We start from the raw sequence: 13,327 nt of genomic DNA, 5'->3' as shown, positions 1-13,327 counted from the left end.
AAATCCATGGCAGTCAAACAGTTTCTGCTCCCAGATCTCGGTGAGGGGCTCACCGAAGCCGACCTGATCTCCTGGAAGGTGAAGGTCGGCGACGAGGTAAAGCTGAACCAGGTGCTCGCCGATGTGGAGACGGCGAAAGCGATGGTCGAGCTGCCGTCCCCCTACGAAGGAACCGTGGTGGCGTTGGAGGCGGCCGAGAATTCGACCCTTGCGGTCGGGTCGCCGCTGATCTCGATCGAGGTGGCCGGTGCCGAACCGGACGCGCCCGCGAACCTTGTCGGCTACGGTCCGTCGGAATCGAGTGGCCAGACTCGTCGTCGGCGGCGCACGGCAGCGGGGTCGGCCGCGCTCGCGTTGGTGGAGGAGACGGAGGCGTCCGCGCCGGTGACAGTGCAGCCGGCGGCCGTGGACCAGCCCCGCCCCGCTGCCAAGCCGTCGGTGCGCAAGCTGGCCGCCGAACTCGGCGTGACCCTCGACCTGATCAGCGGTACCGGGATCGGGGGCAGCATCACCCGACAGGATGTGGAGGCCTACACCCGCAGCCTCACCGCCCGCGCTCCGCAGGCGGAACCCGCGGTACCGGTGGGCGGGGAAACGCGGATTCCCATCGCGGGCGTCCGTAAGCACACCGCCGCCGCCATGGTGCGCAGCGCTTTCACCGCGCCGCACGTCACCGAGTTCCTGACGGTCGACATGACTGCGACGATGGAGCTGCTCGCCGAGTTGAAGGCCAAGTACCCCGACCTCAAGCTCACCCCGATGACGCTGGTCGCGCGGATGGTGCTGCTGACGCTGCGGTCACACCCCTCTCTCAACTCCACCTGGGATGAGCAGGCCGGCGAGATCGTCATCAAGCACTACGTGAATCTCGGCGTCGCGGCCGCGACCGAGCGCGGACTAGTGGTTCCGAATGTCAAGAGCGCCAGCGGGATGTCGCTGCGTGAGCTGGCCGCGGTCTTCGCGCAGTTGGTGACCACCGCGCGTGAGGGAAAGACGGCGCCCGCCGATATGACCGGTGGAACGTTCACGCTGACCAACATCGGCGTGTTCGGCATCGATGCGGGCACCCCGATCATCAATCCGGGTGAAGCGGCCATCCTGGCCCTGGGCTCGATCGCCAAACGCCCGTGGGTGGTGGAAGGCGAGCTCGCGGTCCGCGACGTCACCACCCTGGCGCTGTCCTTCGACCACCGACTGGTCGATGGTGAGCAGGGGTCGAAGTTTCTCGCGGATCTGGGTGCAATGCTCACCGATCCACGCATGGCACTAGTGGTGTAGTTACACTCCTAGCAAACCCTGATCGGGGGTTGCGGGGATAGGGGGTGTGTATGCACCGAGGTATCGCGCTGTTGTGTGCGGCACTTAGTTTGGCTGGTTGCACGCGGATTGCCGATGGAGAGGCGTTGGTGTCGGCGGACAGAGGGAGCATCGGCCGAGAGATTCGGCCGGTTGATGGCAAGCTCGGCGGGCGGTTGCTCACTCCCGAGGAGGTTCGGGAAATTACCGGCCTCCCGAGACTTCTGAAGGTATGGGACCCGGTAGACGGCATGTTCGGGTCGACCGACCCCGGCCTGCCATGCGCGCTGGGTTACTCGCTTGCCGAGGTCGTGCAGTACTCGGGATACGAGGCCGCGCGTATTGAGGGGTACTCGCAAGAGACCGAGGAGGTCAGGGAGTACTCGGTAGCGAACGCGCTGGTCGTCTTCGGTGATACGCGCACTGCGCAGCGTGAGTTTCGGAGATTCGCCGGCCGGATGTCGCAATGTGATGGCGTCACCACGCAGAAGAGGCGTGACGCCGCCGACGCCTGGACTCTGAGCATCACCAGTGCCGATACCGCCGACGAGGTGGCCTGGACGCGTAGCGTGGTCGACTCGAGCTGGACCTGCTACATGGCCGCACGACAGCGGACCAACTTCGTGGCATCGTCGATGTTCTGCACCCATGGTTCCGATAACAAGGCGGGCGATGTGCTGGACCGATTGACGATGAAGCTCTTGGAGACACGGTAATGCGCTGGGTACCAATCATTTTGCTCAGTCTGTCTGCGCTGTTTACCTCGTGCACCCATGCGGTCGCGGGTGAGGCCGCCGCCCCCGCCAGGCCGGAGAGGCTCTACCCGGTGTTGCCGCCGAGGCAGGCCGACCTTGAAGATCGCCTGCTGTCGGCATCGGATGTTCGTGCAGCAGTGGGCCTTCCGGAGGTCAAGACCATTCCGCCGCTCGACACGGTGCTCTCGACGGCGAACACCGTGTCCGACTGCGCGTACGGGTACTCCCTGGCCACCCGGCAGCAGTACCTGAGCTTCAGCGCGGCGCGCATCCAGGCGTACTCGGAAACCGTCGGAAAGGTACGCAGACACACCATCGGCACGGCGCTCATCGTGTTCGAGACCGCCAGCTCGGCGAGCCAGCAGTTCGAGCAGTTTGCCCAGCGCATGTCCAGATGCGATGGAGTGCATGGCACTACCGAGGTGGGCGGCGTCCAGGAAAGCTGGACGCTCAGCATCGTGCGCAGCGGCCATGATGAGGTGAACTGGACGCGCACCACCGACCGCTCACCGTGGTCGTGCCGGCTGGTGGCGCGGCAGCGCGCGAACTACGTCGCCTCGGTGATGTTCTGCCGTCTCGATCCGGAGGACGACAAGACCGAAGCGCTGTTCACGTTGTTGCTGGACAAGCTCGCTCGCTGATCGATCACAGCAGCCCTTGTGTTATCGGCGTCGCATCTTTAATGTATCGATCGCCACATTAATGGAGGAGACTCGGATGCTGCAGGACAAGGTCGTCGTCGTCACCGGTGGGAGCCGTGGATTGGGGCGAGCGATGGTGCAGGCGTTCGCGGCCCACGGCGCCGACGTGGTGATCGCGAGCCGCAAGATCGACTCCTGTAACGAGCTGGCCGCCAAGGTGGAAGCCGAGCATGGCCGCCGTGCGCTCCCGGTGGCCTGCAATGTCAGCTCCTGGGCACAATGCGATGAGCTGGTCGACACGGTGTACCGCGAATTCGGCCGCGTGGACGTGTTGGTGAACAACGCGGGATTGTCCCCGCTGTACCCCAGCCTGGACCAGGTGTCGGAAGCATTGTTCGACAAGGTGATCGGGGTCAACTTGAAGGGCCCGTTCCGGTTGTCGGCATCGATCGCCACCAGGATGGCGGCGGGGGCGGGTGGTTCGATCATCAACATCAGTTCGATCGAGGCGGTGCGGCCCGACGCCACCGCGCTGCCGTATGCGGCGGCCAAGGCCGGTTTGAACGCCCTGACCCTCGGGCTGTCGCATACTTTTGGACCGACCGTGCGTGCCAACACGATTCAGTGCGGGCTGTTCAACACCGATATCGCGGCAGCCTGGCCGGAGGGATTCGCCGAGGCGCTCATTCCCAGCATTCCGTTGCGACGTGTCGGTGAACCGGAGGATATCGTCGGCGCGGCACTGTATCTCGCAAGCGAAGCGTCGGCCTACTGCACGGGAACGACGATTCGCTTGGATGGTGGCATCCTGTGACGGAGGCCAGCGCCAAACCGCGACGGGGCCGGCCCCCCGCGCCCGACGGTGATGCCGCGGCGACCCGCCGACGGATCATGGACGTGGCAACGGAACTCTTCGCGGAAAAGGGATTTCACGCTACTGGCGTCGCAGAGATCGGTTCGGTGGCAGGTGTGCGCGGTGGTGCGTTGTACTACCACATCGGATCAAAAGAGGAACTTCTCTGGGAGATCCTGCGCAGCTACATCGACGAGATGCTCACCGAGGCAGCACATATCGCGGGCATGAACACCGCGCCGGACAAGCGCCTGCGCACGCTGATCGGCTCCTACGTCATCCTCATCGTCAAGTACCGCAAGCAGGTCGCCATCCAGGTCCGCGACGGTTCCGCGCTGACCGGTGAGCGCGCCGCGGAACTGCAGGAACTACGCGACGAATTGCAGCGCTGTTGGCAGCGCGTCCTCGACGAGGGCCACGAGGCCGGGGTGTTTCGTACGGCCGATCACCTCATTACCAACGCGATCCTCGGGATGCTCAACATGGTGGCGGTCTGGTACCGCGCCGACGGCAAGAGCCCGGCACAGATCGCCAAGCGCATTGCCGACATGGTTTTGGACGGTGTCCAGATGAACCGTCCCGTTGAACCCGAACCGACAGGAAGTGACTGACATGGCATGGGATTTCGAAACCGACCCGGAGTACCAGGAGCTGCTGGACTGGGCCGAGGAGTTCGTCCGCACCGAGGTCGAACCGCTCGACTACGTGTTCCCCAATCCGTACGACAAGTCCGACAAAGAGGCCATGGACTACGTACGTCCACTCAAGGAAGAGGTCAAGCGGCGCGGCCTGTGGGCCTGCCACCTCGGACCCGAACTGGGCGGTCCGGGCTTCGGGCAGCTCAAGCTGGCGCTTCTCAATGAGATCCTGGGCAGGTCGGTCTGGGGGCCTTCGATATTTGGATGTCAGGCACCCGACACCGGCAATGCCGAGATCCTCGCGCACTACGGGACGGCAGCCCAGAAGGCCACCTATCTGCAGCCGCTGATGGACGGTGACATCGGCTCCTGTTACGTCATGACCGAGCCGCAGGGTGGATCCGATCCGACGTTGTTCAAGACCACCGCAGTGCGCGACGGCGATGAGTGGATCCTCAACGGGGAGAAGTGGTTCAACTCCGAAGCGCGGCACGCCGCCTTCTGGATCGTCATGGCCGTCACCAACCCGGACGTTAGTCCGTACCAGGGGATGTCCATGTTCATCGTCGACCCGAACGCCCCCGGAGTCGAGATCGTCAGAAACATCACCGTGCACGGGTTTAGCGAGGACGAGGCATATACCCGCTTTACCAACGCCCGGATTCCCGCCGAGAACATGCTGGGTGCCGAGGGCGCCGCGTTCGTGATCGCGCAGACCCGTCTCGGGGGCGGTCGCGTGCACCACGCCATGCGCACGGTGGCCCAGGTGCGCAAGGCATTCGACATGATGTGTGAGCGTGTCATCAGCCGGGAAGCGCGTGGCGGCACCATCGCCAAACTGCAGATGACGCAGGAGCGCATCGCCGACAGCTGGATCGAGATGGAGTCGTTCCGCCTGTTGGTGCTCCGTACCGCCTGGCTGATCGACAAGCACCAGGACTACCTCAGGGTGCGCAAGGACATAGCGGCCATCAAGGCCGCCATGCCGAAGGTCATGCACGATGTCGCCCAGCGCGCGCTGCATCTGCACGGCTCGCTCGGGGTGTCCGAGGAGATGCCGCTGGCCAAGATGTTCCTGTACTCGGAGGTGATGGGTCTGGTCGACGGCCCGACCGAGGTGCATAAGGTGACCATCGCCAAGGAGGTACTCAAGGACTACACCCCGTACGAGGGGTTGTTCCCGCCGAGCCACATCCCAGCGCTGACGGAGAAGGCACGGGCGCATGTGGCGGCCCGGCTCGAGCACCGGGTGGGCAACCTGTAATGGCCGCGCCGCAGCATGTAGATCCGAAAAGCGTTGACTTCGATACTGTTTCGCGCTGGATGGACGAGCAAGGGCTCCCCGTGGGTGAGGTTGTGGATATCTCCGCGATCACGGGAGGCACTCAGAACATCATGGTGCGGTTCACCCGGGGCGGCCGCGAGTACGTGTTGCGGCGGCCGCCGAAGCACCTGCGTGAGGCCAGCAACAATGTGATCCGCCGCGAGGCACGATTGCTGGGAGCATTACGCGGGCAAGGAGTTCCGGCGCCGGAACTCATTGCGGCCTGCGTCGACGAGACGGTGCTGGGTGGCGCGGTGTTCTACCTGATGGAGCCGGTCGACGGATTCAATGCCTCGGTTACCCTGCCGGAGTTGCATGCCGGCAGTGCGGATGTCCGGCATCAGATGGGATTGGAGGCGGTCAGCGGTATTGCTGCGCTGGGCGCGCTGGACTACCAGACGCTGGGACTGGACGGCTACGGCAATCCCGACGGCTTCCTGGAGCGCCAGGTGCCGCGCTGGCTCAAGGAGCTCGACTCGTATGCCAAGCATGAGGGATATCCAGGCCCGGACATCCCGGGCCTGCAGTCCGTCGCGGATTGGCTTGAGCAGCATCGGCCGTCGCTGTGGAAGCCGGGAATCATGCACGGCGATTTCCACCTGGCCAACATGATGTTCCGTCACGATGGCCCGCAGTTGGCGGCGATCGTGGACTGGGAAATGTCGACCATCGGCGACCCGCTGTTGGATTTGGGGTGGCTGCTGGCGACCTGGCCGTCGGAGACCGACGATGCGTCACTGGGTGGAGCACTCGTACAGGCCGGGAACCTGCCCACGCCCGAGGAGCTCGTCGCACACTACGCCGAACGCACGGATCGTGATCTGAGTGCGATGGACTGGTATACGGTGCTGGCCTGCTTCAAGCTGGGCATCATCCTGGAGGGTACGCATGCCCGTGCGTTCGCCGGGAAAGCGCCTGTGGCGGTGGGTGATTACCTCCACGGTCTGACCCTGCAACTGTTCGGGCGGGCGGTGGCGATTACCGGGTGACCGGCTCCTCGGGTAACGGGTCGCGTCGCCGGGTCAGCCTCAGCACCACGAAGGCGATCAGGATCACCGCCCAGGACAGCAGACTGGCCCACAGCTGCGACCGGGTGCCGTCCTGAAAGCCCATGGCAACCAGAATCGCCACGATGGCGCCCGCGGTGAGAATCGTCAACACCGGGTAGCCCCACATCTTGACGATCAGCTTCTCCGGGGGTGTGCGGGGCCGGAGCACCAGCTGCGATATCGCAATCATGAAGTACACAAAGAGGATTACCGCGCCGGAGGAATTGAGCAGGAACAGAAATACGGTGTCCTCGGCGACGTAGGCGAGTATTACGCAGACGAATCCGATGAACGAGGACGCCAGGATGGCGTGCATGGGAACGCCGCGAGAGTTGACGCGTAGCCAGCTGCGTGGTGCCTCGCCCCGTCCTGCCAACACGAACAGCATGCGGGAGGCGGTATACATCGCTGAATTGAGACAGGACAGTACGGCGGTGAGCACCACGATCCGCATGATGTTGTCGGCGTGCGGAATTCCCATGGTCTTGAATGCGGTGACGAAGGGCGAGGTGCCCAGGGTCGGACTGTCCCATGGCACGATCACCGCGATGAGGAAGATGGATCCCACGAAGAAGAGCCCAATTCGGTAGATGACCGAGTTAGTGGCCCTGCTGATGGCCCGCGCGGGGTCCTTGGATTCGGCGGCCGCGATGGTGGCAATTTCCGGGCCGACCATGGAGAACACCACGACGACGATGGCGGAGAAGATCGCACCGGTGCCGTTCGGTGCGAACCCGCCCTTGGTGAGGTTGGAGAAGTCCATCTGCTTATCCGGCCACCAGCCCACGACGAACAGCGTGCCGAGGACCAGAAAAGCGATGATGGCAAGGACTTTCACGCTCGCGAACCAGTATTCGAATTCGCCATAGGAGCGCACCGAGAAGAGGTTGGTGCCGGTCATGGCCACCATGAGGACGAGTGCGATGAGCCACAGGGGAGTATGCGGCCACCAATCTTGGACGATCTTGCCGCCGGCCACCGCCTCGAATCCGACAACGATCACCCAGAAGTACCAGTAAAGCCAGCCGACCGAGAATCCCGCCCAATCACCGAGTGCACGGCGGCTGTAGTCGGCGAAGGAGCCGGTTGACGGATTCGCCACGGCCATCTCGCCGAGCATGCGCATCACCAGCACGATGAGCACGCCGGTAATGGCATAGGTGAGGAAGGCAGCCGGTCCGGCGGCCTTGATGGTCGCACCGGACCCGACGAACAGACCGGCACCGATCACGCCGCCGATCGCGATCATCGTCAGGTGGCGCTTCTGCAGCGAGTGCTGCAGACCGCCGCCATCGGGCGCTTCCGCCGTGGTGCCCATGGGGTGTCTCCTTCAGCCGGGTAGGTCGATGTTGCACCCCGTAACCAGATCGTGCAGCGCGTTGCCAGGAATTTCGGGGGCCTGCGGGAGGTTCCTGGAGGTCGTGAGTCACTTCGGTATCTCCACCTCATCGGCCGATGGATACGTGAGCCCGGACGTGCTCGCCCGCGCGGTAGAGGAACGCGGGTTCGATTGGCTGTTGTTCGATGACCACTCGTACTTCCCGGTCGACACACCCGATGAGATCGATGCGGACTTTCGTGCCCGGCTTCCGTTGATCCGGGACCTTCCCGTGGTGCTGGCCTACGCGGTCGCGGCCACCGAACGGCTTGTGGTCGGGTCCGGAGTCGCGTTGCTACCCCAGCGCGATGTGCTGCACACCGCCAAGGCGTGGGCGACCCTGGCGACGTTGTCGGGTGGCCGTGCGGTGCTCGGCGTCGGTGTCGGGTGGAATCTGGGCGAGCTGCGCAACCACGGCGCCGACCCGAAGGTACGCGGTGCGAAAGTCGACGAGCAGTTGGCCGCACTGAAGCTGCTGTGGACCGACGAGGTAGCCGAATTCCACGGAGAGTATGTGGATTTCGGGCCTGTCGTAGCGAGTCCGCGTCCGCCATCGCCCATCCCGATCTACGTCGGCGGCCCGAGCCGGGCCGCGCAGCGGCGTGCGGGGCGGCTGGGTGATGGCTGGCTGCCCTACGCGGCGACGTCCACGCCCGGGGACGTGCGCGAGGCGCGCCGCAGGTTCGCCGAGCATGGTCGGGCGGACCTGCCCGTCAGCGTGAGCGGCACGGACGGGGACGAGCGGGTCGCCGCGGAGTATCTGGACGCCGGCGTAGATCGGGTGCTGTTTCACCTGGATCCGCGGAGTGAGACGAAAACCCTGGCGGAGCTCGACCGACTCGCTGCGATCGCGAATCGATTGCGCGCCAAAAAATAACGCGGAGGGCATACCGTCGGGTATGCCCTCCGCGTTGAGGAGTACGTGAGCGCTCAGCCCTCGATGAACTGCTCCAGCTGGACACGCGCGACGTCGTCGGCGAGCTGCTTCGGCGGGCTCTTCATCAGGTAGGCCGAGGCCGGGAGGATCGGTCCACCGAGTCCACGGTCAAGCGCGATCTTCGCAGCACGCACCGCGTCGATGATGATGCCGGCGGAGTTGGGGGAGTCCCAGACCTCAAGCTTGTATTCGAGGTTCAGCGGCACGTCACCGAAGGCGCGGCCTTCCAGGCGGACGTAGGCCCACTTGCGGTCGTCGAGCCACGCGACATAGTCGGACGGGCCGATGTGCACGTTCTTGTCGTACACCTTGTCGGCCAGCGAGCCGTTCAGGTTCGAGGTGACGGCCTGGGTCTTGGAGACCTTCTTGGACTCCAGACGCTCACGTTCGAGCATGTTCTTGAAGTCCATGTTGCCGCCGACGTTGAGCTGGTAGGTGCGGTCCAGGGTGACACCACGGTCCTCGAACAGCTTGGCCATCACGCGGTGGGTGATGGTGGCGCCCACCTGGCTCTTGATGTCGTCGCCCACGATCGGCACACCGGCGTCCTCGAACTTCTTGGCCCACACCGGGTCCGAGGCGATGAACACCGGTAGCGCGTTGACGAACGCCACCTTGGCGTCGATGGCGCACTGCGCGTAGAACTTGTCGGCCTCTTCCGAACCGACCGGCAGGTAGGAGACCAGGACGTCGACGTTGTTGTCCTTCAACGTCTTCACGACGTCGACGGGCTCGGCGTCGGAAATCTCGATGGTCTCGGCGTAGTACTTGCCGATGCCGTCCAGGGTCGGGCCGCGCTGCACCAGGACGTTGGTCGGGGGTACGTCGGCGATCTTGATGGTGTTGTTCTCGGAAGCGGCGATGGCCTCGGAGAGATCGAAGCCGACCTTCTTGGCATCCACGTCAAACGCGGCGACGAATTTCACGTCGCGCACGTGGTACTGGCCGAACTTGACGTGCATCAGACCGGGAACATTGGAGTTCTCGTCCGCGTCCTGGTAGTACTGCACACCCTGGACCAGCGAGGACGCGCAGTTGCCGACGCCGACGATGGCGACGCGCACCTCAGATGTGTTGTTGGACATGGACGGTTCTCCTTTACCGATGGACATACTTAACGCTCCTCGACCCGTGCCTGCGCGGTGCGCTCGGCAGCGATCAAGTCGTTGAGCCACTTCACTTCTCGTTCACTGGATTCCAGGCCAAGCTGGTGTAACTGCTTCGTGTATCGGTCGAACGAACTGCTTGCCCGGGTGACGGCCTCGCGCAGACCTTCCCGGCGTTCCTCCACCTGACGGCGGCGGCCTTCGAGGATGCGCATCCGGGCCTCGGCCGGGGTGCGGTTGAAGAATGCCAGGTGCACACCGAAGCCGTCGTCGGTGTAGTTCTGTGGGCCGGTGTCCGCCACCAGCTCGCTGAAGCGAGCGCGGCCGGCGGCCGTCATCTGATAGACCCGCTTGCCGCGAAGCAGCACCGTGGTGCCCGCGGGCGCGGAGTCCTCTTCGATGAGCCCGTCGGCTTGCATGCGGCGCAGGGCCGGGTACAGCGAGCCGTAGGAGAAGGCCCGAAAGGCGCCCAGCAGGCCGGTCAGGCGCTTGCGCAGCTCGTAGCCGTGCATGGGTGACTCAAGCAGTAAGCCGAGGATCGCCAGTTCCAACATGAAGTCACCTCCCAACACCGTGTATGACGCCGGAGCATCTCTCGTGCACCGATCGGGCCATAGTATCGCCGCGATATATGCGGGCGCCACACGGGGGAGGGTTTACCTGTCGGTTGGATACATGGTCCGAATGGGACTGCCGTCGGGATTGACGTAGATCGAGCCGTTCTGGAACTCACCGCTGATCGAAATGTCGATCTGTACGGTGTCCGGCGGTGCGGTCTTGTCCTCGCTGGGCTTGATGAACAGGTAGGTGTTCTTCACCTCGCTGGCCTTGATGCCGAGGGTTTCGGGCGCGCCGCGCAGGATGCCCACGATGGTCTTGACGTCGAATTTGGCGAGGTCCACCACGTGGTCGGCATGCGACCCACTGTCGTCGTCGGGATGGTCCCAGCCGCCGTCGTAGCGGTACCGCAGCGTCCGGCGCGGTTCACGAGGATCTGGCCGGGTGAGCAGGGCGTAGTCCCCGTAGATGTTCAGTTCGTATCCCGTGGTGTCCCCGAATTTTTGGCGCATCTGTTCAAACAGTCCAGTCAGACCACCCAGTGACATCAGTTGACGCGGCGGCGTCAGCACGATGGGCGCCACACCGTCGGGCTTGGCGCCCGGGTCGGCGGTGAAGTCCAAGGGGGAGCTGGTATTGCCATAAGCGCCCCAACCGACGAGCACACCCACGAGAACCAGCGCGGCGGACACACCGGCAGGTATGTACCACCGCCGCCACCGGGGCTGCTGCGGCCGCTTGAGAACGGGCATGCCCGCGGACGCTTTGGAGTTCTGCAGGTCCGAGACCAGCGAGGTGAGCTGTGCGAGTGTGGCGGCGGTGGTGGCGGTCGCCACGCGTTCGCGATGTTCCTCCATGGACAGCTGGCCGTCGCTCAGCGCATCGTCGAGCAGCTTGCAGGTGTCGTTGCGGTCACTGTCCTTGGCCCGGATGCCTGTCGCCATGCGAGGAATCGTAGAGCGATCTTGATGCTCAGGATGCGGGCGCTACCTCTTTGGGTTCACCGTTACCCGCGACGACCATCCGTCCGGTGCGGTCCCGCTCCGAGACGGTGATGGTGATGTCGACGCCCTCGTCGTTGGGCTTGATCACCATGACGGTCCCGCCGTCGCCGGCGGCGGGCACATTCAGGGTCTCGGGAGCTCCGCGCAGGACGCCGACGATCTTGGCCGGATCGAACCGGCTCAGATCCCCGATCCTGACGTCGCGCCAGGTGCCGGGCATCGCACCACCGTCGCGGAACCCGCCCTGATACGGGTAGGTGATGGGCAGGTTCGGATCCGCGGGCTCGATGCGAACCAGCGATGCGTTGTTCGAGCGGACGGTCAGTTCGATGCCGACGGTGTCGCCGAACTTGGCGCGCATCTGGTCCAGTAGGCCCGATAGGCCCTGGACGGAGAACAGTTTGGTCGGCGCGATCACCACGGGAGCGACGCCGTCGGCGACCGCGCCCGGGTCCGGTGGCACCGGCCGCGTCGTGTAGCTCCCCACCCCGGCTCCGGCGGCGGCAGCGATGACGGCGGTGACAACGATCGCCGGCCAGCGGCGCCGCTGCGGCCGCGGTGCGGGTGCGTAGGCGGGGAGGGCGGCGATCTGCAGATCGGAGACCACGCCGTTGAGTTCACCGAGAGTCTGCGCAGAGGTGGCCACGGCGATCCGTTGGCGATGTTCCTCCGAGGAGATCTGGCCCTCACCAAAGGCGGCATCGAGTGCCTTGCACGTGACGTCTCGGTCAGAGTCCTTGGCACGGGTCGCCATGCGAGGAATCGTAGAGTGGGGGGAATCAGCCCCAGTACGCGAACTCGCAGACCGGGTTCGGCTCGTTCTTAAACGAGACCAGCATGTCGCCCATCGTGATGGTGCAGCCGGTGGCGCCGGTGCCGTCGGCCCGGACTTCGGAGTTCGCTTCCTCGACAACGTCGATGGTGTGCTCCCAGGGCAGCGAGACGTCCTTCTCGATGTGCGCGGGGCCGCCGTTTTCCTTCCAGGTGACGGTCGCCGTCCCGGCGCCGATCACTTTCAGGACCGCAGATCCGACGACCTTGCCGGTGCCCTTGACTCCCACCGGTGCGGAGGCGGTCACCGCGGGACCGTCGACCGGGACCGGCCGCGTCGTCGACGTAGCCGTTGAGGTGGCTGCGTGCGTGGGTGTGGTGTCGGCAGATTTCCCGCACCCGGATGTGATCACGGCGATAACCGCAAAGCCGACAAGCACCGGCGAAAGTCGAGGAAATGTCACCCTGCCCCCTCTTGTTGACGACCGGTCAATCGTAACGAGTGGAACGCAGAGAGAGTTCGGCTTCGCAAAGGACATGCTGTCTGTGTGGCCCGGGGTCTGCCTGCGCGTAATCGGACGTACTCTGGTTACCGTGCGATTGCAGAGACAGGTGGTGGATTACGCGCTCAAGCGACGATCCCTGCTGGCCGAGGTCTATTCCGGGCGTACCGGGGTGACCGAAGTCTGCGACGCGAACCCGTACCTGCTCCGCGCGGCTAAGTTTCACGGCAAATCGAGTGCGGTGGTGTGTCCGATCTGCCGCAAGGAGCAACTGACGCTGGTGTCGTGGGTTTTCGGTGAGCACTTGGGAGCGGTATCCGGCTCGGCCCGTTCGGCCGAGGAACTCGTGATGCTGGCCACTCGGTTCTCGGAGTTCGCCGTGCACGTTGTCGAGGTATGCCGGACCTGCAGTTGGAATCATTTGGTGAAGTCGTATGTCATGGGCGCCCTGCCGGCGCCGAAGGGGACCACCCCACGTCAGCGGACAACTCGTGCCCGGACGGCCAGTGAATAG

The 13,327-nt window shown here is 64.5% G+C and carries 15 protein-coding genes; 9 read left to right on the top strand and 6 right to left on the bottom strand.

The window, feature by feature from the left end:
- Nucleotides 1-6: 6 nt before the first annotated feature.
- From DSM43276_RS23265 to DSM43276_RS23235, 7 genes are all read left to right on the top strand, one after another.
- A complete protein-coding gene (locus DSM43276_RS23265) occupies nt 7-1,278 on the top strand; it encodes a dihydrolipoamide acetyltransferase family protein (RefSeq protein ID WP_078328711.1) in 1,272 nt (423 codons plus the stop codon).
- A 50-nt stretch (nt 1,279-1,328) separates the two neighbouring features.
- The gene (locus tag DSM43276_RS23260) at nt 1,329-2,012 is read left to right on the top strand and encodes a sensor domain-containing protein (protein WP_078328710.1); all 684 of its coding nucleotides are present in this window, start codon (nt 1,329-1,331) and stop codon (nt 2,010-2,012) included.
- A complete protein-coding gene (locus tag DSM43276_RS23255; protein ID WP_078328709.1) occupies nt 2,012-2,692 on the top strand; it encodes a sensor domain-containing protein in 681 nt (226 codons plus the stop codon). Before DSM43276_RS23260 ends, DSM43276_RS23255 begins: the two co-directional genes overlap by 1 nt.
- A gap of 76 nt (nt 2,693-2,768) precedes the next feature.
- Nucleotides 2,769-3,506, top strand: coding sequence for an SDR family NAD(P)-dependent oxidoreductase (locus DSM43276_RS23250; RefSeq protein ID WP_078328781.1), 738 nt, complete (start codon nt 2,769-2,771; stop codon nt 3,504-3,506).
- The gene (locus DSM43276_RS23245) at nt 3,503-4,156 is read left to right on the top strand and encodes a TetR/AcrR family transcriptional regulator (protein WP_078328708.1); all 654 of its coding nucleotides are present in this window, start codon (nt 3,503-3,505) and stop codon (nt 4,154-4,156) included. Before DSM43276_RS23250 ends, DSM43276_RS23245 begins: the two co-directional genes overlap by 4 nt.
- A 1-nt stretch (nt 4,157) precedes the next feature.
- Complete coding sequence (locus tag DSM43276_RS23240) at nt 4,158-5,447, top strand: acyl-CoA dehydrogenase family protein (RefSeq protein WP_078328707.1); 1,290 nt, start codon at nt 4,158-4,160, stop codon at nt 5,445-5,447.
- The gene (locus DSM43276_RS23235) at nt 5,447-6,496 is read left to right on the top strand and encodes a phosphotransferase family protein (protein WP_078328706.1); all 1,050 of its coding nucleotides are present in this window, start codon (nt 5,447-5,449) and stop codon (nt 6,494-6,496) included. The genes DSM43276_RS23240 and DSM43276_RS23235 overlap by 1 nt, the downstream gene beginning before the upstream one ends.
- On the opposite strand, the gene DSM43276_RS23230 is transcribed toward DSM43276_RS23235, so the two are convergent.
- Nucleotides 6,486-7,874 carry an amino acid permease gene (locus tag DSM43276_RS23230; protein WP_078328705.1) on the bottom strand — a complete coding sequence of 463 codons (1,389 nt, stop codon included), beginning with the start codon at nt 7,872-7,874 and terminating at the stop codon, nt 6,486-6,488. The two genes, DSM43276_RS23235 and DSM43276_RS23230, sit on opposite strands and share 11 nt — an antisense overlap.
- 103 nt (nt 7,875-7,977) lie before the next feature.
- Here DSM43276_RS23230 and DSM43276_RS23225 point away from each other — a divergent pair, with 103 nt between their 5' ends.
- On the top strand, nt 7,978-8,811 hold the full coding sequence (locus tag DSM43276_RS23225) for a TIGR03619 family F420-dependent LLM class oxidoreductase (protein WP_078328704.1): 834 nt from the start codon (nt 7,978-7,980) through the stop codon (nt 8,809-8,811).
- A gap of 53 nt (nt 8,812-8,864) precedes the next feature.
- Here DSM43276_RS23225 and DSM43276_RS23220 read toward each other — a convergent pair whose 3' ends face one another.
- The 5 genes from DSM43276_RS23220 to DSM43276_RS23200 form a co-directional block, all read right to left on the bottom strand.
- Nucleotides 8,865-9,956: an inositol-3-phosphate synthase gene (locus DSM43276_RS23220; protein ID WP_078289988.1), complete on the bottom strand. Its 1,092-nt coding sequence runs from the start codon at nt 9,954-9,956 to the stop codon at nt 8,865-8,867.
- Nucleotides 9,957-9,985: 29 nt separating this feature from the next.
- Entirely contained in the window at nt 9,986-10,531 is a 546-nt protein-coding gene (locus DSM43276_RS23215; protein ID WP_078328780.1) for a PadR family transcriptional regulator, read from the bottom strand.
- Between the two features lie 102 nt (nt 10,532-10,633).
- The gene (locus DSM43276_RS23210) at nt 10,634-11,479 is read right to left on the bottom strand and encodes a DUF1707 SHOCT-like domain-containing protein (RefSeq protein WP_078328703.1); all 846 of its coding nucleotides are present in this window, start codon (nt 11,477-11,479) and stop codon (nt 10,634-10,636) included.
- Nucleotides 11,480-11,507: 28 nt separating this feature from the next.
- A complete protein-coding gene (locus DSM43276_RS23205) occupies nt 11,508-12,293 on the bottom strand; it encodes a DUF1707 SHOCT-like domain-containing protein (RefSeq protein ID WP_078328702.1) in 786 nt (261 codons plus the stop codon).
- Nucleotides 12,294-12,318: 25 nt separating this feature from the next.
- Entirely contained in the window at nt 12,319-12,774 is a 456-nt protein-coding gene (locus DSM43276_RS23200) for a hypothetical protein (RefSeq protein ID WP_078328701.1), read from the bottom strand.
- A gap of 130 nt (nt 12,775-12,904) precedes the next feature.
- Between DSM43276_RS23200 and DSM43276_RS23195 the strand changes: the two genes are divergently transcribed.
- Nucleotides 12,905-13,327 (top strand): DUF5318 family protein, encoded by a 423-nt coding sequence (locus tag DSM43276_RS23195; protein WP_078298216.1) that lies wholly within the window; start codon nt 12,905-12,907, stop codon nt 13,325-13,327.

This window comes from Mycobacteroides salmoniphilum (assembly GCF_004924335.1).
Classification (GTDB): Bacteria; Actinomycetota; Actinomycetes; order Mycobacteriales; family Mycobacteriaceae; genus Mycobacterium; species Mycobacterium salmoniphilum.
This window is presented reverse-complemented; position numbering and strand designations above follow the sequence as displayed.